Here is an 18,253-nt window from a genome sequence, read left to right as displayed (position 1 = left end):
TGGAAAGCGTTGTGCGTTTCCGCTTTGTTGTGTCTTTACTTTATCAGGTGTTCCGCACCCCGCCAAATCGGCGGTTTGTGGTGTTCCTGTTCGGGGTAAAGCCCGTTTCGCTTCCGCGTTTCCTTGGGAGCGCCCCCTGAGCTTACCGGATCAAGAACACTGCCTGAACCAGTTCGCCTTGGAGAGAAGAATGCGCGCTACACGGTCCGGTTCCGAGGCGACCCCCGAAGGGCCGCTCGCCGTCCCGCAGCGACTCTTTCGAGTATAGGGAGGGAGGGGGCAAGCGTCAAGCTGAAGCCCGGATCGGGCGTTGAGCCCGGGTTCCGGGACCTCCTCGCCCCGTATGGGCGGCTTGTGACGGCCCCCGTGACGTACACGGTCCTCACACCAGGTCCGCGTGGTTACGTCGGCTTTATGTATCAGACAACGCAGGTCCTGCCCGGAAGATTCCCTCGCGAAACCCTCATCCTCCTGCAAACCTCCGGAGGCCGGCAGGGGATGCGCCGCGGGCCGAAACCGGGTGGGCCCCGGCCCGCGGTGCGTGTCAGCCGTCGAGGACGACGCCGCCGATGTTGCGCTTGCCCTTGCGCAGCACCACGAAGCGCCCCTGGAGCACGTCCTCGGCGCTGAGCGTGGCCTCCACGTCGGTGACCTTGGCGTTGTTCACGTAGGCCCCGCCCTCCTGGATGGCGCGGCGGGCCGCGGACTTGCTCGGCGTCAGGCCGCTCCGCGCGAACAGGTCGACCACGAGCAGCTCGTCCACGGAACCGCTGACCTCGGCCTTGGGCACCTCGGCCAGAGCGGCGTCCAACGTGCGGGCGTCCAGGTCGGACAGATCAGCCCGACCGAACAGGGCCAGGCTGGCCTCCTTGACCTTGCGGCACTCCTCCTCGCCGTGCACCAGCGTGGTGAGGTCCTCGGCCAGGGTGCGCTGGGCGGCGCGGGCCTGCGGACGCTCCTCGGTCTGGCGCTCCAGCTCCTCGATCTCGCTCCGGCCCCGGAAGCTGAAGGTCCTGAGGTAGCGCGCCACGTCGCGGTCGTCGGCGTTGAACCAGAACTGGTAGAAGGCGTACGGCGATGTGAGCTCGGGATCGAGCCAGACGCTGCCGGACTCGGTCTTGCCGAACTTGGTACCGTCCGCCTTGGTGAGCAGGTTCGTGGTCAGCCCGTGCGCCTGGCCGTGCGGCTCGTTGCCGTCCATCCTGCGTACCAGGTCCAGGCCGGCGGTGATGTTGCCCCACTGGTCGGAGCCGCCGGTCTGCAACGTGCAGCCGTAGCGCCGGTAGAGCTGCACGTAGTCGTAGGACTGGAGCAACACGTAGCTGAACTCGGTGTAGCTCATCCCCTCGCCGTCGAGGCGGCTCTTCACCGTCTCCCGGGCGAGCATCTGGTTGATACTGAAGTGCTTGCCAACGTCACGCAGCAGCTCGATGGCGTTGATCTCACCGAGCCAGTCGGCGTTGTTGGCGAGGACCGCGTCGGTCGGTCCCGGCTGTTCGTCCTCGGGGGTGAAGCGCAGGAACGCGGACAGCTGCCCGGCCAGGTTGCCGACCCAGCCCTGCACGGTCTCCAGCGAGTTGAGCTGGCGCTCGGAGCTGGGCTTGGGATCACCGATGAGACCGGTGCCGCCGCCGACCAGGGCAACCGGGCGGTGCCCGGCCTGCTGGAAACGGGCCAGGGTCAGGATCTGGGTGAGGTGGCCGACGTGCAGGCTGCCCGCCGTCGGGTCGAATCCGCAATACAGAGTGATCGGACCATCGGCGAGCGCCTTGCGCAGTGCGTCAAGGTCGGTCGTCTGCGCGAGCAGGCCGCGCCACTGGAGTTCGTCGATGATGTCGGTCACTGTGTTGCTCTCTGTTTGTGTAGGCGGGCCCGTAAGGGCTCGATCTGCCTTGAAGTGTAGGCCGGATGCTGCGAATGGGCACCCGGTTTTGACCCGCTTCCACGCTATCGGCTGCCCCCGAGTCGCTGTTCACGGGCCTGCTCCCCGGATCGATCGCGGACCTGCGAAGAACCCCGGTCGACTCCTTGCCCTATTTGGCTAATTAGATTAGCTTCTTAGCTACAGGGATAAGCCAGAACGTGAGGAGCTCCCCGATGCACCACCTCATGCGCCCCCGGGGGCGCATCGCCTACGACCTCTACGGGGCGGAGAACCCCGGCCCCCTCGTGGTCTGCGTGCCCGGCATGTTCGACCACCGGGCCTCCTTCCGCTTCGTCGGTGCCGGTCTGGCCGAGGCCGGATACCGGGTCGCCGCCATGGACCTGCGCGGCCACGGTGACAGCGACACCACCTTCGAGGTCCACACCAACCGGGCGGCGGCCACCGACGCCATCGCGCTCGCCGAGGAGTTGGGCGGGGAGAACGTGGTGATGGTCGGCAACTCCATGGGCGGTGCGGCCGTGACCATCGCCGCGAAGGAGCGGCCCGACCTGGTAGCGGGGATAGCCCTGCTGGCGCCCTTCCTCCGCCAGCCCCACCTCCACCTGTTCGTTCGGATCGCGCTGCGGCTCATGCTGGTACGGCTGTGGGGGCCCCGAGCGGTGACGGGCTACTACGACAGCCTGAACACCGGACGCACCCCCGAGGGGCACCGGGAACACCTGGACCGCATCCTGGGGATGCTGCGTCCGGCCGACAGGTACCGAGCCGTGTACGACACCATCTACGCACCCAGCGAGGAGGTCCTGGAAGCCGCGGAGCTGCGGGTCAGGTCCGTGGTGATCGTGGGCGAACAGGACTCCGACTGGAAGGACCCGCGAGCGGAGGCCGAATGGGCGGCCTCGGTGGTCCACGGCCCCGCCGTGATGGTGCCCGAGTGCGGCCACTATCCCCAGTCCCAGCGGCCCGACGTGGTCGTGCCCGCCCTGGAGGCCCTGCTCGGGGAGGTCGTGTCCAGTGCCTAGGGCGGGTCTGACCCCGGCGCTGGTGGCCGAGGAGGCGGCGCGGTTCAGCGACGAGGAGGACTTCCACTCCCTGTCCCTGGCCTCGGTCGCCAAACGACTCGGGGTCGCTACCCCCAGCCTGTACAAACACGTCGACGGACTGGCGGGGCTGCGCCGGGAGGTGGCGCTGCTGGGCGCGAACGGACTCGGTGAGTGGGTCCAGAGTGCCGCCGTGGGCCGCTCCGGCCCCGACGCGCTGCGCGCGACGGCTGAGGCCTACCGCCGTTACGCGTACACCCACCCGGGGCGCTACACGGCCCTGCAGCAGCTGCCCCGGCTGGCCGGGGCCGAGGCGGATCTGACCACCGACCCCGTGCGGGTACTGGCGGCGGTGCTGCGCGGCTTCGGGGTCCCCGAGGACCAGATGGTGCACGCGATCCGGGTCCTGCGCAGCGCACTGCACGGGTTCGTGGACCTGGAGACCCGCGACGGCTTCGGGCTTCCGGAGGACGTGGACGATACCTACGCGTTCCTGGTGGAGGGCCTCGTGCGCGCCCTCCGGCAGTGGCCCGGCACGGCGGAACGAACGAACACGGAACGGAGCCGTGACTGATGCTGGCCGGGCACTTCGGGGTAGCGGGGATCGTCAGGGCCTGGCGCCCGGCGCTTCCCATGGGTGCGCTTCTGGTGGCGGCACAACTACCCGAACTGGTCTTCCTGCCGTTGTCCATGCTGGGGGTCGAGAGCGCGGAGCCGGCCGAGCCCGGCCTGAGCGGATACGGGTCCCTCCTCATCACCGCGGAGTACTCACATACCTTGGTCGGCAACCTGGTGCTGGCGTTGCTCGTGGGCGGACTGACGCACGTGTTACTTCGGGACCGGTGGGGACGGGACGCCGGCGCGGTCCTGGGTGGCGTGGTGTTCAGCCACTGGCTCCTGGACCTGCTGGTGCACCGGCCTGACCTGGTACCCCTGCCCGGTGGCGCGGGTGGGTTGCCTCTCCTGGGGTTGGGACTGTGGGAGTTCCCCGCGGCAGCGGCCGTGGTCGAGGGCTCGCTGGTGCTAGCGGGGACGGTCCTGTACGCCTGGCGCACGCTCCGGGACCATCACGACCGCACCCGGGCGTGGCTGTACAGCGCGGGTGTGGGCCTGCTCCTGGTGGGCTCCTTCTTGTTCGACCTCCTCCTGACCTGAGCCCCCGCTTTTCGGCGGCCGTAACCTCCCCCGATAAGGAACCCCTGGCCCCGTCGGTGTTTCCGCTGAATGCCGGCATGGGCCAAGCTGGTGGCACGACCGCCGCCGTCCCCGTGCGCGGTGCCCGAAGCATTGTGGAGTTCTCTGATGTCCAAGAAGGCCTCGTCGAAGATCGGCGGAGTCGTGTCCGCCGTGGTCGGCGCTCTCGCCGTCGCCGCGTTCGTCCTGTACCAGCTGGGAGTGATCGAGCTGGACCAGGAGGGCGCCGACGGCCAGGCGGGCGCCGCCGAACCGCAGACCGGTGACACGTCCTCCTCCGGACTGCCGGTGGAGCAGGCCCGCCAGCAACTCGAGGAGTTGCGGGTGGAGGCGGAGAACGACCCGGACGGGTACGACCGTGCGCTGTTCCCCCATTGGGACAGCGGTGTCCAGGACAACTGCACCACCCGCCAGGTGGTCCTGCTGCGCGACGGCGAGGACGTGGAGACCGACGAGGACTGTCAGCCGGTGTCCGGTTCCTGGGCCAGCTCCTATGACGGGGAGACGCTCACCGAAGCGCAGGACATCGACATCGATCACATGGTGGCGTTGAAGGAGGGCTGGCGTTCGGGCGCCCACTCGTGGACGACCGAGAAGCGCGGGCGCTTCGCCAACGACCTGGACTCCTCCCAGCTGTGGGCGGTCAGCGCCTCGTCCAACCGGTCCAAGGGAGACGCCGACCCCGCGGACTGGCTACCGCCGCTGGAGTCCTCGCACTGCGACTACGTGGTCTCGTGGATCGAGGTCAAACATGTGTGGGACCTGACCATGGACCCGGGCGAGGAGGCCGCGCTGCGCGAGGTGCTCTCCGGTTGCTGAGGCCGTTCAGCCGGGGCCCTCGGCTCTGACACCGCGCGCGGTGGCCAGCAACTCCTCCTGGCCGATGAGGCCGAAGGCGTCGCGGACCTCCACCGCCACGCCCTCGGCCGGGGTCCAGAAGGCCTCGGTCTCGCCGTGCAGGGCGGTGCGGCCGTTGTTGTCGAACTCGGTGAGCTCCCAGTCGGGCGCGCGCTCGTGGTACTCGGCGAGGAAGTCGCGCACGGTCGCCAGGTCGGTGAGTCCGGTGCCGCGCATGACCAGGACCTGTAGGACGACCCTGGCCCCTCCTCCCTCCAGGGTCTTCTCCCACACCCGGCTGGAGAAGGACACGTCGCCCCACTCGTACTCGAAGTCGGAAACCGAGGTCTGGTCGTCGATCTGCTCGGGCAGGCGCCCGATGGTGAATCCGTCCAACTCTCCCCCTCGTGGGCTGGTGGCGGCCGAGGCAGCGGTGAGTACGAGTGCGAGCACTGCGGCGAGGAACGCCGCGGCCCACCGGACAACGCGCATGGTCACCTCCGGCGGCGGTCGCGGGACCGTCCCGGATCACCGCCGTCTCCTATGGTGAAGCGCCGCGAAGACCAGTACCAGGGTGTCCTCCAGCCTGTGGAAAACCCGTCCCGACACGCCCCGGCACGCGCCGGGACGGTGTACCCGTGAGGTCAGGGGACGAACGTGTCAGTGAGGAACTCGGCGATCGCCAGCGAGGACGTGGCCGCGGGCGAGGGGGCGTTGCGCACGCACACCACCCGCCCGTGGGTGTCGACGTGGAAGTCGTCGAGCATGGAACCGTCCCGGGCCAGGGCCTGGGCACGCACCCCGGCCGGCGCCGGGCGCAGGTCGGCGGCGGCCAGCTCGGGCAGCAATCGCCGTGCCTGGGCGGCGAAGGCCGCGCGCGAGGCCGACACGATGGTCTCCCTGGCGCCCATGGTCCAGTGGCGGCGGGCCAGACGCCAGAATCCGGGCCAGGACAGGGTCCGCGCGAGTTCGCGGGTGCGCAGGTCACGTGCCCGGTAACCCTCTAGGGCGGTGGCGAGGATGGCGTTGGGTCCAGCCATGACCTCGCCGTGGACATGGCGCGTCAGGTGCACCCCGAGGAAGGGGTACCGGGGGTCGGGGACGGGGTAGAGCAAGCCGTTGACCATGTGGCGGCGCTCAGGGACGAGTTCGTGGTACTGACCGCGGAAGGGCACGACCCGGAGTTCGTCGGCGGCTCCGGCCATGCGGGCGAGGCGGTCGCTGTGCAGGCCGCCGCAGAGCACCAGGCGGTCGAAGCGGTGGAAGAGCCGTTCACCCTGCGGGTCTCCGGTCAGGACCCTGACATCGCCGTGGTTCTGGCGCAGGTCCAGGACAGGGGTGTTGAGCAGGATCCGGCCGCCGGAGCGGCGCACGTCGTCGGCGAGCTGCTCGGCGACCGCGACGAAGTCGGTGACCGCGGTACTGGGCGAGTGCAGAGCGCCGGTCCCGACCGCGTGGGGCTCGATCCCCCGCAGCCCCTCCGGGCCGAGCCGGGTGAGGCCCGGGACCCCGTTGTCCCTGGCCCGGCGCTCGATGCCGTCCAAGCGGGCCTCGTCTTCGGCGTCGGCGGCCACCAGGACCTTGCCGATCTCCTGGTAGGGCAGCCCGTACTCGGCGCAGTAGTCCCTGAGCAGGCCGACGCCGCGGCGGCACAGGGTGGCTTTGAGGGATCCGGGCTCGTAGTAGAGCCCGGCGTGGACGACGCCGCTGTTGTGGCCGGTCTGGTGCGCGGCGACCCGGTCCTCCTTCTCCAGGACGGTGACACGGGTGCCGGGGCGGTGGAGGATGAGGTGGCGGGCGAGGGCCAGGCCGACGATTCCCGCTCCGATGATGCCGATGTGTTCGGTGCTGCGCATGGCGGCACGCTAGCAATCCGGCGCGGCCCGGGCCGCGCCGGGACTGACGGAGCCGGCCCTCCGGATCAGAGCGAGCGCAGTCCGACCAGGACGGCGTGCAGGACGTCCTGGTGGCCGAGGGGGCGCGAGGGGCCACAGCGCTGGAGCGATCCGTCGGCGATCATGGCGGCGACGATGCCCCTGACCTGACCGACCGGCAGTCGCGCCTCGGCGGCGAGTTCGATCACGGTGCGGGCGCGCAGAGCATTGCTGAGGATGGCCTCGCGCTCGGGACGCAGCCACTCGTCGCGGCCCGGGGTGCGCGCGGCGACGACCAGGCTGAGCAGGTCGATTCCGGAGGGGTCGGGGCCGGGCGCGGCGTGGGCGTCGGGGTCGCCCGCGGTTACGGCGAAGGGGCGCAGGAAACGTTCCTGCCCGAACTCCTCGTCGTGTCGCGGACCGTCCGGCGTCGGAACGCGGCCGGTCTCCTCCCTGGGCGTGCCCGCGGCCGATCTGTGTCTGTGTGAGCCGTCGGTTCTCTCAGTTCTCACCATTCCCCCCCGGCGGCGTGGGAGCGGACGTCCGGTACACGGTGCTGCCGGTCCGGGCTTGCCTCTTGGGCAGGTCGGACCGCTGGGACCCGGGCGGAACGGGCGGGGGTCCCTGGGAGCCGGCTGGGACGGGCGGCGCGGCGAAGGGCTGCGGCCCGCTGTGCCCGTTGGGCGGCACAGGACCCTGGGGTCCCGTCCGAACGGGCGGGGCCCCCTGGGAGCCGGTCGGGACGGGGTTCTGGGGGCCGCCGCTTCCGGGGCCTCCCGGCGTGTGCACCGCTCCGTTGCCGGGGAAGGAGCCGTGTAGCGGGAGGGGACCGCTCGGGGAACCCGTTCCGTACGGATGCCCCGGGTTGCCCATCGAGCCGTTGCCCCCCGTCAGCGCGTCCACGACCGCCACGGGGTTCTCCGCCGGTTCGAGCAGCGTGTCCGGGATGAGCGTGGTCGCCCGGGTACCCCCGTAGGGCGAGGGCCGCAGCCACACCCGCACGCCGTGCCGGTTGGCCAGGCGGGACACCACGAACAGGCCCAGGCGGGGGTCGTCCGGTAGCGCCATCACATCGAACTCCGGAGGCTGGGCGAGGGTTCGCTCGGCCTCCGCGTACCCGTGCTCGGACATGCCCAGGCCCCGGTCCTCGACCTCCACCACCAGCCCTTCGGAGGCCGGGGTGCAGCTGACGTCCACGGGGGTGCCCGCCGGGGAGAACTGGGTGGCGTTCTCCACCAGTTCGGCGAGCAGGTGCACCACGTCGGCGACCACCTGGCCGTGCATGAGCACACGGGGCGCGGAGATCAGGCGAACGCGTTCGAAGTCCTCGGTCTCGGCGATGGCGACACGTAGCACGTCCACGAGCGGACGCGGCTGGCGCCAGCGGCGGACCGACTGACCGCCGCCCAGGATGATGAGGTTGTCGGAGTAGCGGCGTGCCCGGGTGACGAGGTGGTCCAGGCGGAACAGGCGGCGCAGCGCCTCGGGGTCCTGCTCGTGGTACTCGATCTCGTCGAGCAGGCGCAGCTGGCGTTGGACCAGGGTCTGGTTGCGGAAGGCGATGCCCAGGTAGGCGCGGTTGGCACCTCGGCGGATCTCGGCCTGGCGCACCGCCGTCTCCACGGCGGTGAGCTGGGCGGCGTCGAAGGCCTCGGCGACCTGTCCGACCTCGTCGTCCCCGCATTCGTCCAGCGGCGGCAGTTCCTCCTGGACGTCGACCTTCTCACCGCGCTGGGCCCGGTCGACGATGTCGGGCAGGTCCTCGTCGCGCTCCAAGGTCTGTCCGCGCAGGCGGGTCAGGCGGTCGGTGAGGCGTCGCGAAGAGCGGCTGACCACCGCGATGGCGGCCATACCGCACACCAGGGTCAGTCCGGCCGCCGCCGCGGCGAGGGAGACCTGTAGCAGGGCAGCGCTCCAGGCCAGGTCGACGGTCCGCCCGGTCTGGGCCCGGACCAGATCGTCCAGCGACAGCACGGCCTTGGCCGAGGAGTCGTCCCACTCTCCCGCGTCGACGTCGATGTCGGTGTTCCACCGGATGTTGGACCCATCGCCCTCGGGGTCGGCCGGATCGGCCGGATCAGCTGCTTCGGTCACTTCGGCCTCTTCGGGCTCGGTGATGGGGGGACGGGTGACCACCTGGCGGCTGAGGTCCTCGGCACGGGTCCAGGACTGCTGCGAGGTCATCGTGTCGTAGTGGGCCCGCACGCTCGGATGCATGACGGAACCGACCGACTCCAGGGTCTCGCGGTAGAAGGCGGTGAGGTAGGTGAAGTGCGCCGTCTCCTCATAACTCATCTCCTCGCGGGCGATGTTGCCGGCGAGGAGGGCGTCGGCGGTGGCGTAGGCGGAACGCGCGCTCAGGAGATCGCTGGTCAGGACGGCGTCGGTGAGGTTCTTCCCGCCGTCGGTGGTGTGCACGAGCGCGGTGATGGCACCGGTCGCGGTGTCCAGGATCCCGCTGTAGCGCAGGAGGGTCTCCTCCTGTCCGATGTTGTGCTCGTCGAGGCGCAGGCGGACCTCCTCCAGTGCCTCGGGGCCGTCCAGGAAAGCGGTCGCGCTGCGCTGGACCTCGTCGTCGCTGTTTCCGTACAGGCGCTCGGCGAAGGTGGCGGCATCCGCCATGGCGGCGTCGGTGGACTCACGCTGTTCGTCGAGGGCGGTGCCCGCCTGGGTGTCGGGTCCGCTGTGCTCGAAACGACCCAGGTAGATCAGGGAGAGGCGGCGTTCGGCGCGCAGCTCCTCGGACACGTCGGAGAAGACCTGGGTTCCTTCACGTGCCTGGGCGACGGCACCCATGAGCTGGACGGCCTGAACCGTGACGACAGCGGCGACGACGAGCCAGAGCGCGAGGAAACACAGGCTCGGAATCAGCACGATGCGGGTGAGCTGCCCGCGAATCGTGGGCGCGTTGACGCGGGTTCTGCGCATGGCCCCCTCCAGCCTGTGCGGTTGCCGGGCTCCGGGAGGGTGCCTCGGCGGCTTTCGGTCGTGCCGAGGCTATCGAAAAATCCTTGCTTTATGCTGTCAAACGATCACTATCGGTTGTCTTTTCTTTGGCCGTGCATCGACCCAAGACGTGCTACGGCGTCCCTCCGAAGAACGAAACCGCAGGTCCTCCAGTGGAAACGACGAAGGGCCGCCCGCTACGCGGACGGCCCTCGGGGCACGTGTTACCCGGCAGGGCACGGCGTGTCGTGTTCTCACACCACCGTGCGGCCAGGCCGCCTCGTTCTCATGCCTGCCCCTCGGAGTCCGGGCGGTGCCGGGAGCCCACCGGAGCGGGCAGTTCCTCGACCGTGGGCGGCTGTTCCACACCCAGCGAGTTCAGGATCTCGGCGTAGCGCAGGGCGGCGATCTTGCCCAGCAGGCTGTCGGATCCCAGGGGCTCTCCGAGCCTGGCGCCGAAACGTGTGGCAAGCGCCTCCAGTTCCTCGCGGGGCAGCTCCGGCCCCAGGGCGCTGGGCGCGATCACCGGGCGCTGGCAGCCGCCCTGACGCAGTTGGGCCACCATCTGCTCGACCGCCGCCTCGTTCTCCAGGTCGGCGGGCAGCACGGTCAGGCCCAGGCGTGCGGCGAGCAGGACGGAGGTCACGCCCGCGGCCCCGACAGCGCCCTCACCGCCGACGGCTCCGACCACGACGCCGTCCGCCATGGTGGTGTCGCGGGCGACCACGCTGATCAGCCGCATGCGGTCAGCACGCACGTATCCGGCCTCGGCCAGGCGCAGGTGGAGCACTTCGGCGAGCATCGGGTGCGGGCCCAGGCCCTCGGTGACGCGCACATCCGCGTTGTTCTGGGCGACGGCCTCATCGATCACTGCGGACACCCCCGTATGCGGGGCCGTGACCAGCGGGACGACGACGCCGGCCAGAGGTCGGCCATCGGAGCGCTCCAGACCGGCGAGCGCATCGGTGAGGGTCTGCTCGTCGCCCTCGGTGTGCCCGTAACGGATGGTGACCTCGGGACGGTAGGCGCGCACGAGGTCGGCCATATGAGCACCGATCGACTCGCCGTCGGCGCACCTGGCCGCTTCGGCCGTGCCCGGGACCGCCATGATCAGGGTGGGAGTGCCGAACCAGTTGTCGAAGGACAAGGGGTTGCGGTGGCGGCCGGAACGGCGCTTGGGCAGTTCGCGTGGAGGAAGTCGATCAGAGTTTCGCATACCAGGATTCAGATGAGAGGCGGATGGGGTGCCCGGGCGGACCGGTGGTCACTGCCGCGACATTGTAGCGTTCAGCACCTTGTTTCATGAGCGTGTCCCCCCGAACGTATACCGGATCGAATCCGCGGGGAGCGCCCGGGGGGTGGCGCCCAGCGGGGATCAGCCGCTCATGACGGGGCTCCGCCCCCGGATCACGTGGGTGACCAGCTCGACCAGCACCTTCTTGCAGGACTCTCGCTCCCGGGCGTCAGCCATGACGACGGGCACCTCGGCGGAGACGTCCAGCGCCTCGCGGATCTCCTCCTCGCAGTAGGCGGTGGAGCCCTCGAAGCGGTTCACCGCGACCACGAACGGCACCCCGCGCCGCTCGAAGAAGTCCACGGCGTGGAAACAGGTGTCCAGGCGACGGGTGTCGGCCAGCACGACCGCGCCCAGCGCCCCCTCGGCCAGCTCGTCCCACATGAACCAGAACCGGTCCTGGCCGGGGGTGCCGAACAGGTACAGGACGATGTCGGGGTTGATGGTGATGCGGCCGAAGTCCAGAGCGACCGTGGTGGTGGTCTTGTGCTCCACTCCCCCGAGGTCGTCCACACCGTAGCTGGCCTCGGTCATCACCTCCTCGGTGCTCAGCGGAGTGATCTCGCTGACGGAGGCGACCAGGGTGGTCTTGCCCGCGCCGAACCCCCCGGCGATGATGATCTTGACCGCCTGGGGGATCGCCTGCGGCGGCCTGGTCTCAGAGTCTGCGGATGCCATCGAGTACCGCCTGAAGTACTTTCTTCTCGGGAAGCTGTGTCATGGCCGCCCTGGTACGCACGTCGCCGTCGGCGAGGAGGTCGCCCAGGAGCACCCTGACGACGGTCAGGGGGATGTCGAGCCGCGCGGAGATCTCCGCCACCGATATCGGTCTGCGGCACAGTCGTATGATCGCCTCGTGCTCCGGTTCCCTGTCCCGTTCCCGCAGGTCCCGTGCGGTGACCACGATGGTGACCAGGTCCAGTCGCGGGCCGGTGGACGGGCGGGTACGGCCCCGGGTCATGGTGTAGGGGCGCACCAGGGGGCCCACGGGGGCGTCGCCGAGCGCGACCCCCGCCGATGGCCCCTCCGACGTGGGATGCCCCCGGCCCCGGTGCCACGGCGGCGTCTGGCGGCCGTGTGACGGGGCCACCGCCCCGTCCGCGGGTCCGGGCGAGCGGACTCCGCGCCGGTCGTCGGACGTGCTCACGAACCGGCACCCCCCGTGGTGGTGAGCTGGTCCGACCTGCGCGGCGCGGCGGTGAGGAACTGGCCCACCCGCTTGACCCTCAGGTTCATCTCGTAGGCGACCAGCCCGACGTCCGCGTCCTCGGTGGCCAGCACGGACAGGCACGCTCCCGCACCCGCGGCGGTGACGAAGAAGTAGGAATGCTCCATCTCCACCACGGTCTGGCGGACGTCCCCGCCACCGAAGTGCCGTCCCGTCCCCCGTGCCAGGCTCTGGAACGCCGATGCCAGGGCCGACAGGTGCTCGGCGTCCTCTGGGGCCAGGCCTCGCGAGCGTCCGAGCAACAACCCGTCGGCCGACAGCACGATCGCGTGCTCGGCGCCGACGACGCGGTCGACCAGGTCGTCCAGGAGCCAGTCCAGGTTGTCCGCGGCCTTGCTCTTGCCCACCATGTCAGTCGCTCTCTCCCGTGTGATCGTCGGTGCTTGCACCGACCTGACCGTCACTGCTGTGTTCACGCCCGTCGGCGTCGATGTCCGCGGCGCGGCCGCGCCGGGTCCCGGCGCTGAAGGCGTTCATCATTCGCCGTGCCTGTTCGGGGCTCCTCTCGACGGAGTCCGCCGGGGCGGGCTGGTCCCGCTCCACTGCGGGTTCGGTCCTGAGCTGGGGGGCGAGGTTGGTCTGGCGCCTGCGCCTGGGCAGTCCGGCGCGGCTGGGTCCGGCGCCGACCCGTTCGGCGGGGGCCGAGGGGGCGGTGTCGGGAAGCACGCCGTGCTCCGCGGGAGCGGAAGCCGCTTCGGGGGCCGGCGGGGGGACCCGGCGCAGCAGGGGGGCCTCCCGGGCCGGGCGTTCGGTCCGGTGCCCGCCGTCGTCGTCGACCTGCCGGGGCACCGGGCGCAGGACGGGGCGGGCGTGGTGGGGGGTGTCCCCCACGGCGAGCAGGTCGGTGTGCTCCTCCGCGCCCGGATCCTGCCCCGCGGAGTGGGCGCCCTGGCGGACGGCGGAGCGGGGACGTTCGGGCGCGGTGGAGGATGCGGCGACGAGGGCGCTGGGAACGAGTACCACGGCCCGGGTCCCGCCGTAGGGCGAATGCCGCAGCTGCACCCGGATGTCGTGCTTGGCGGCGAGGCGTGCGACCACGAACAGGCCCAGGTGCGAGTCCGCTCCAGGCGTCATGACGTCGAACTCGGGTGCTTCGCTGAGCGTCCTGTTGGAGCTGGCCAGCACCTCCTCCGTCATGCCCAGGCCGCGGTCCTCGATCTCCACGGCCACGCCCTTGGGCACGGCCTCGGTGGCGATGGCGACTTCGGTGTGCGGTGGCGAGTAGGCGGTGGCGTTCTCGACGAGCTCGGCGAGCAGGTGGATGACGTCGGCCACGGCGGCGCCGGACAGGGAGAGGTCGGGGACGGAGGTCAGCCGGACCCTGGCGTACTCCTCGGTTTCGGAGATGGCGCCGCGCAGGATGTCCACGAGCGGGACGGGCCGACGCCAACGGCGGCCCGGCTGGGCGCCGCCCAGAATGATGAGGTTCTCCGCGTGGCGACGCCCCCGGGTGGCCAGGTGGTCGAGCTGGAAGAGGCTCTCCAGCAGGTCGGGGTCCTCCTCCTCGCGCTCGACGCGGTCCAGGAGCTGGAGCTGGCGTTGCAGGAGGGACTGGTGGCGGTGGGCGATGCCGAGGAAGACCCGACTGACGCCCGCACGGATGTCCGCCTGCTTGACGGCGGCGCCCACGGCGGTGCGCTGGGCGATGTTGAAGGCGTCGGCGACCTGGCCCACCTCGTCGTCGCCGTGGTCGAGCTGCTTCATCTCGGTGTCGAGGTCGACATGGTCGCCTGCCTCCAGTCGGCGCACGATACGGGGCAGGTCGCTGCGTGCGGTGCCCAGGGTGTCGGCACGCAGCTGGGCGAGCCGGTAGGTGAGCCGTCCGGCGGAGCGTGCGGCCACACCGTAGGCGAGGGTGCCCGCGAACAGCGAGATGATGCTGCCGCCCACGGCGAGGGTGAGCATCCAGGAGCTGGTGTCCTCGGTGGCGGTGACGACGGAGTCGGCGCGTGCGGTGGTCACGTCGCCCAGGTCGGCGTTGACCCGGTCGGCGGCCTCGCGCCAGCCGTCGAGGCCGGTGGGCGGCTCGTGGTCGCGGTTCTGTTCGGAGGTGAGGGGGTCGATGCTGACGGACGCCTCGTGGTGGGCGAGGGTGTCGGCGATGGTGAAGGCGTCCTTCCAGGCCCGGCTCTCGGCGAGGGCGGTCAGCGCGGAGGACTCGCGGTCGTCGTCGACACCGGGGTGGACGGTACCGACGCGGTGGCGGGCGTCGGCGGTGAGTTCGGCGACCCGGAGCTGCTGGGCGCGGTCCAGGGTGTCGCTGGCGAGCACGACGCTGATGAGCGCGTCGGCGTGGCTGAAGCTCTCCTGAGCCCACATGAGATCGGTGGCGGCGGCGGCCTCGGCGGAGGCCGGCCCGTCGTCCAGGGAGCGCACGGTGCCTGCGTAGAGGAGGATGCCCTGTTCGATGGCGGTGGTGTAGACGGTGACGGCGGCGTCGGCCGGACCGGGGTCGGAGAGGCTGTCAGTTCGCAGTTCACCGATGGCGTCCAGTGACGCGAAGAAGTCCTCGGTGAGGGGCGCGGTGGCCGGGTCGTCCTGGTCCCCGAGGGTGTCGCGCAGTTCGCGTACGGGCTCGAGCGCCTCGTCGGTCCGCCCGACCGCTTCGGTGAGTGCCTCGCGGCCTTCCTCTCCGGACGCGGCGAGGTACTCGGCGCTCAGTCGGCGTTCCTCCTGTAGCAGGACGAGCGCGTCGGCGAGCTGGATCCCGGCCCGCCCGTCGCCGACCGCGACCCGCAGAGACACGGCCTGGGCCAGCGTGGCCGTACTGAGCACGATGAACAGCACCAGAAAGATGATGCTGGGGATCAGCACGATCCTGTTGATCTGAGCCCTGATACCGCCGCAGCCGGTTCCTCCCGGGTTCCCCATTGCGTTCCTCCCACGGACTGGTCGCGGACGCCTGTCAGGCGTGGGTGCACCGCGCATCGCGCTGGTGCGCCGAAGGGCCGTGCGCCGAAGGGAGCGTCACTGTGCGCACAGGGCGTACCACGCATGGTGCCCGCAGACTCAGGACGCTATCGCACTCTCATGGTCGTCGCGGGGCGAATTCCAAAATGGATGCGAGGAGAGCACTGGCACCGTGGACGCGGTCGCGGGAGGGCTCTGTACGAACGTGTTCGGGCGCGCACCCGCACTGGGTGCGCGCCCGAACGAGGGGAGCGGGAAGGATCGCGCGCGGAGCGCGTCCGTCGAGGTGGTGGAGGGCGACGGACGGTGGGGGCCGTGTCCGCGGGCCGCGCGTAGGACGGGTGGGTTCAGGCGACGAAGCCCTTCCGGTGCTCGTCGATCCCCGCACGCAGCCGCTCCAGCTGCTCGGCGACCCGGGCCGGCGCGGTGCCGCCCTTGCCGGAGCGGGATGCCAGTGAGCCGGGCACGGTGAGGACCTCGCGCACCGCCGGGGTCAGGTGTTCGGAGACAGCGGCGAGGTCGTCGTCGCCGAGGTCGGGCAGATCGGTACCGCGCTCCTCGCACACCCGCACGCAGGCGCCCGCGATCTCGTGCGCCTCACGGAACGGCACACGCTCGCGCACCAGCCACTCGGCGATGTCGGTGGCCAGGGAGAAGCCCTGCGGTGCCAGTTCGGCCATCCGCTCCGTGTGGAAGGTCAGGGTGGCGACCATGCCGGTCATGGCGGGCAGCAGCAGGTGCAGGGTGTCCACAGCGTCGAAGACCGGCTCCTTGTCCTCCTGTAGGTCGCGGTTGTAGGCCAGGGGGAGGCCCTTGAGGGTCGTGAGCAGCCCGGTGAGGTCACCGACCAGGCGCCCGGCCTTGCCGCGGGCGAGCTCGGCGACATCGGGGTTCTTCTTCTGCGGCATGATCGAGGAGCCCGTGGAGAAGGCGTCGTCGAGCGTGACGAAGGAGAACTCCTTGGTCGCCCACAGGATGACCTCCTCCGACAGCCGGGACAGGTCCACCCCGATCATGGCGGTGACGAAGGAGAACTCGGCGACCACGTCGCGTGCGGCGGTGCCGTCGATGGAATTGTCCGCCGAGTCGGAAAAGCCCAGTTCGGCGGCGACCGCCTGCGGGTCCAGGCCCAGGGAGGAGCCGGCCAGGGCACCGGAGCCGTAGGCGGAGACCGCGGCGCGGCGGTCCCAGTCGCGCAGCCGTTCGATGTCGCGCACCAGCGGCCAGGCGTGCGCCATGAGCTGGTGGGCCAGCAGCACGGGTTGGGCGTGCTGCAAGTGGGTGCGGCCGGGCATGGCGGCCGCGGGGTGGGCCGCGGCCTGGTCGGCCAGGGCCTGCACCAGGTCCAGGAGCTGGTCGGCGATCTGGCGGGCCTCCTCGCGCAGGTACATGCGCACGAGGGTGGCGATCTGGTCGTTGCGTGAGCGCCCGGCGCGCAGTCGGCCGCCCAGTTCGGGGCCGACCCGCTCGATGAAGCCCCGCTCCAGCGCGGTGTGCACGTCCTCGTCCGCCAGGACGGGGGTGAACGCCCCGGAGGACACGTCGGCCTCCAACCGGTCCAGGCCCTCGATCATGCGCTCCAGCTCATCGGCGGTGAGCAGACCGGCACGATGCAGTGCGCGTGCGTGGGCACGCGAACCCGCGATGTCGTGGCGGGCCAGGCGCCAGTCGAAGTGGGTGCTCAGCGACAACCGTGCCAGGGCCTGGTCGGGGCCGCCCTCGAAGCGGCCTCCCCACAGGCGCAGCGCCTCGGGCTGGTCGGCCATGGTGGTCTCTCTCCTCGTGTGGTGTGTGGGTGGTGCGGGACCGGGGCGGCCCGCACCACCGGGGGCGTTACTTGTTGAGGCGCTGGTCGCGCAGGCTGGCGATCTTCGCGGGCATGCTGAAGATGTCGATGAAGCCGCGGGCCAGGGACTGGTCGTATGCGTCGCCGGTGTCGTAGGTGGCCAGGTCGTAGTCGTACAGGGAAGCCTCGCCGCGGCGGCCCGTGACCACGGCACGGCCGCCGTGCAGGACCACGCGGATGTCGCCGGTGACGTTCTTGCTGGCCTCGGTGACGAAGGCCTGTAGCGCGTTCTTGAGCGGGGAGAACCACAGGCCGTCGTAGACGAGCTCCCCCCAGCGCTGGTCGACGCCGCGCTTGTAGCGGGCCAGCTCGCGCTCGACGGTGACGTTCTCCAGCTCCTGGTGGGCGGCGATGAGGGCGATCGCCCCCGGGGCCTCGTAGACCTCGCGGCTCTTGATGCCGACGAGGCGGTCCTCGACCATGTCGATACGGCCGATGCCCTGGGCGCCCGCGCGCCGGTTCATCTCCTCGATGACCTGGAGCGGTGTGAGGTCCTTGCCGTCGATTGCGGTGGGCACCCCTGCGGTGAAGGTGATGACGAGCTCGTCGGGCTCGCGCTGCTGGGCGGGGTCCTGGGTGTATTCGTAGACGTCCTCGATGGGGCCGTTCCAGAGGTCCTCCAGGAAACCGGTCTCCACCGCGCGGCCGAAGAGGTTCTGGTCGATGGAGTAGGGCGACTTCCTGCTGACGTCGATCGGCAGGCCCTTGTCCTCGGCGAAGGCGATGGCCTTGTCGCGGGTCATACCGGAGTCGCGGACCGGGGCCAGGACCCTGAGCTCGGGGAAGAGGGCGGCGAGCCCGGCCTCGAAGCGGACCTGGTCGTTGCCCTTGCCGGTACAGCCGTGAGCGACCATGGTGGCGCCGTGGTAGCGGGCGGCGTCGGCAAGGTGCTTGACGATCAGCGGGCGCGACAGGGCCGAGACCAGCGGGTAGCGGTCCATGTAGAGGGCGTTGGCCTGAAGGGCCGGGACGCAGTACTCGGTGGCGAACTCGTCACGGGCGTCGGCGACGACGGCCTCGACGGCGCCGCAGTCCAGGGCGCGCTGGCGGACCGTGTCCAGGTCCTCCCCGCCCTGACCGCAGTCGATGGCCACGGCGACGACTTCGGCACCGGTCCGCTCGGCGATCCAGCCGATGGCCACGGAGGTGTCGAGCCCTCCGGAGTAGGCGAGTACGACGCGCTCGGTCATGGGGTCCCC

Annotated in this window: 16 protein-coding genes; 4 read left to right on the top strand and 12 right to left on the bottom strand. The window is 70.7% G+C overall.

Translation table 11 applies throughout. The features are described 5' to 3' along the window. Positions 1 to 544 precede the first annotated feature (544 nt). Positions 545 to 1,843 carry a tyrosine--tRNA ligase gene (gene tyrS / locus AC0T5L_RS18555; RefSeq protein WP_476166642.1) on the bottom strand — a complete coding sequence of 433 codons (1,299 nt, stop codon included), beginning with the start codon at positions 1,841 to 1,843 and terminating at the stop codon, positions 545 to 547. A gap of 254 nt (positions 1,844 to 2,097) precedes the next feature. On the opposite strand from tyrS, the gene AC0T5L_RS18550 reads away from it, so the two are divergent. The 4 genes from AC0T5L_RS18550 (at position 2,098) to AC0T5L_RS18535 (ending at position 4,938) form a co-directional block, all read left to right on the top strand. After that, positions 2,098 to 2,907, top strand: a complete 810-nt coding sequence (locus AC0T5L_RS18550) for an alpha/beta fold hydrolase (RefSeq protein ID WP_476166643.1) — start codon at positions 2,098 to 2,100, stop codon at positions 2,905 to 2,907. Next, positions 2,900 to 3,499 carry a TetR/AcrR family transcriptional regulator gene (locus tag AC0T5L_RS18545; RefSeq protein WP_476166644.1) on the top strand — a complete coding sequence of 200 codons (600 nt, stop codon included), beginning with the start codon at positions 2,900 to 2,902 and terminating at the stop codon, positions 3,497 to 3,499. Before AC0T5L_RS18550 ends, AC0T5L_RS18545 begins: the two co-directional genes overlap by 8 nt. Further along, on the top strand, positions 3,499 to 4,080 hold the full coding sequence (locus AC0T5L_RS18540; protein ID WP_476166645.1) for a permease: 582 nt from the start codon (positions 3,499 to 3,501) through the stop codon (positions 4,078 to 4,080). The genes AC0T5L_RS18545 and AC0T5L_RS18540 overlap by 1 nt, the downstream gene beginning before the upstream one ends. Positions 4,081 to 4,227: 147 nt before the next feature. Continuing rightward, entirely contained in the window at positions 4,228 to 4,938 is a 711-nt protein-coding gene (locus tag AC0T5L_RS18535; RefSeq protein ID WP_476166646.1) for a GmrSD restriction endonuclease domain-containing protein, read from the top strand. A gap of 6 nt (positions 4,939 to 4,944) precedes the next feature. On the opposite strand, the gene AC0T5L_RS18530 is transcribed toward AC0T5L_RS18535, so the two are convergent. The 11 genes from AC0T5L_RS18530 to AC0T5L_RS18480 all read right to left on the bottom strand — a co-directional run bounded on the left by AC0T5L_RS18530 (position 4,945) and on the right by AC0T5L_RS18480 (position 18,244). Beyond that, a complete protein-coding gene (locus AC0T5L_RS18530; protein WP_476166701.1) occupies positions 4,945 to 5,352 on the bottom strand; it encodes a hypothetical protein in 408 nt (135 codons plus the stop codon). 248 nt (positions 5,353 to 5,600) lie between these two features. Then, complete coding sequence (lhgO, locus tag AC0T5L_RS18525) at positions 5,601 to 6,812, bottom strand: L-2-hydroxyglutarate oxidase (protein ID WP_476166647.1); 1,212 nt, start codon at positions 6,810 to 6,812, stop codon at positions 5,601 to 5,603. 65 nt (positions 6,813 to 6,877) lie between these two features. Further along, on the bottom strand, positions 6,878 to 7,345 hold the full coding sequence (locus AC0T5L_RS18520) for a DUF742 domain-containing protein (protein WP_476166648.1): 468 nt from the start codon (positions 7,343 to 7,345) through the stop codon (positions 6,878 to 6,880). After that, entirely contained in the window at positions 7,332 to 9,758 is a 2,427-nt protein-coding gene (locus tag AC0T5L_RS18515; protein WP_476166649.1) for a sensor histidine kinase, read from the bottom strand. The genes AC0T5L_RS18520 and AC0T5L_RS18515 overlap by 14 nt, the downstream gene beginning before the upstream one ends. A 304-nt stretch (positions 9,759 to 10,062) precedes the next feature. Continuing rightward, positions 10,063 to 10,992, bottom strand: a complete 930-nt coding sequence (locus tag AC0T5L_RS18510; RefSeq protein ID WP_476166650.1) for a sirohydrochlorin chelatase — start codon at positions 10,990 to 10,992, stop codon at positions 10,063 to 10,065. 159 nt (positions 10,993 to 11,151) lie between these two features. Next, a complete protein-coding gene (locus tag AC0T5L_RS18505; RefSeq protein WP_476166651.1) occupies positions 11,152 to 11,748 on the bottom strand; it encodes a GTP-binding protein in 597 nt (198 codons plus the stop codon). Next, a complete protein-coding gene (locus AC0T5L_RS18500; protein ID WP_476166652.1) occupies positions 11,729 to 12,217 on the bottom strand; it encodes a DUF742 domain-containing protein in 489 nt (162 codons plus the stop codon). Before AC0T5L_RS18500 ends, AC0T5L_RS18505 begins: the two co-directional genes overlap by 20 nt. After that, on the bottom strand, positions 12,214 to 12,648 hold the full coding sequence (locus AC0T5L_RS18495; protein WP_476166653.1) for a roadblock/LC7 domain-containing protein: 435 nt from the start codon (positions 12,646 to 12,648) through the stop codon (positions 12,214 to 12,216). The genes AC0T5L_RS18500 and AC0T5L_RS18495 overlap by 4 nt, the downstream gene beginning before the upstream one ends. Before the next feature lies 1 nt (position 12,649). Further along, entirely contained in the window at positions 12,650 to 15,169 is a 2,520-nt protein-coding gene (locus AC0T5L_RS18490; RefSeq protein ID WP_476166654.1) for a sensor histidine kinase, read from the bottom strand. 386 nt (positions 15,170 to 15,555) lie between these two features. Continuing rightward, the gene (gene argH, locus AC0T5L_RS18485; protein WP_476166655.1) at positions 15,556 to 16,974 is read right to left on the bottom strand and encodes an argininosuccinate lyase; all 1,419 of its coding nucleotides are present in this window, start codon (positions 16,972 to 16,974) and stop codon (positions 15,556 to 15,558) included. A gap of 67 nt (positions 16,975 to 17,041) precedes the next feature. Further along, positions 17,042 to 18,244 (bottom strand): argininosuccinate synthase, encoded by a 1,203-nt coding sequence (locus AC0T5L_RS18480; protein WP_476166656.1) that lies wholly within the window; start codon positions 18,242 to 18,244, stop codon positions 17,042 to 17,044. Positions 18,245 to 18,253 lie beyond the last annotated feature (9 nt).

This window comes from Nocardiopsis sp. TRM 82005, from assembly GCF_056312425.1.
The sequence above is the reverse complement of the archived record's forward strand: the minus strand, read 5'-3'. Positions and strand labels throughout refer to the sequence as shown.

Excerpts from the sequence above, each read along its gene's own strand:
- AC0T5L_RS18550 (WP_476166643.1), top strand. The coding sequence starts at position 2,098 with ATGCACCACCTCATGCGCCCCCGGGGGCGCATCGCCTACGACCTCTAC.
- AC0T5L_RS18540 (WP_476166645.1), top strand. The coding sequence starts at position 3,499 with ATGCTGGCCGGGCACTTCGGGGTAGCGGGGATCGTCAGGGCCTGGCGC.
- AC0T5L_RS18535 (WP_476166646.1), top strand. The coding sequence starts at position 4,228 with ATGTCCAAGAAGGCCTCGTCGAAGATCGGCGGAGTCGTGTCCGCCGTG.
- lhgO (WP_476166647.1), bottom strand. The coding sequence starts at position 6,812 with ATGCGCAGCACCGAACACATCGGCATCATCGGAGCGGGAATCGTCGGC.
- AC0T5L_RS18520 (WP_476166648.1), bottom strand. The coding sequence starts at position 7,345 with ATGGTGAGAACTGAGAGAACCGACGGCTCACACAGACACAGATCGGCC.
- AC0T5L_RS18515 (WP_476166649.1), bottom strand. The coding sequence starts at position 9,758 with ATGCGCAGAACCCGCGTCAACGCGCCCACGATTCGCGGGCAGCTCACC.
- AC0T5L_RS18510 (WP_476166650.1), bottom strand. The coding sequence starts at position 10,992 with ATGCGAAACTCTGATCGACTTCCTCCACGCGAACTGCCCAAGCGCCGT.
- AC0T5L_RS18505 (WP_476166651.1), bottom strand. The coding sequence starts at position 11,748 with ATGGCATCCGCAGACTCTGAGACCAGGCCGCCGCAGGCGATCCCCCAG.
- AC0T5L_RS18495 (WP_476166653.1), bottom strand. The coding sequence starts at position 12,648 with ATGGTGGGCAAGAGCAAGGCCGCGGACAACCTGGACTGGCTCCTGGAC.
- AC0T5L_RS18490 (WP_476166654.1), bottom strand. The coding sequence starts at position 15,169 with ATGGGGAACCCGGGAGGAACCGGCTGCGGCGGTATCAGGGCTCAGATC.
- argH (WP_476166655.1), bottom strand. The coding sequence starts at position 16,974 with ATGGCCGACCAGCCCGAGGCGCTGCGCCTGTGGGGAGGCCGCTTCGAG.
- AC0T5L_RS18480 (WP_476166656.1), bottom strand. The coding sequence starts at position 18,244 with ATGACCGAGCGCGTCGTACTCGCCTACTCCGGAGGGCTCGACACCTCC.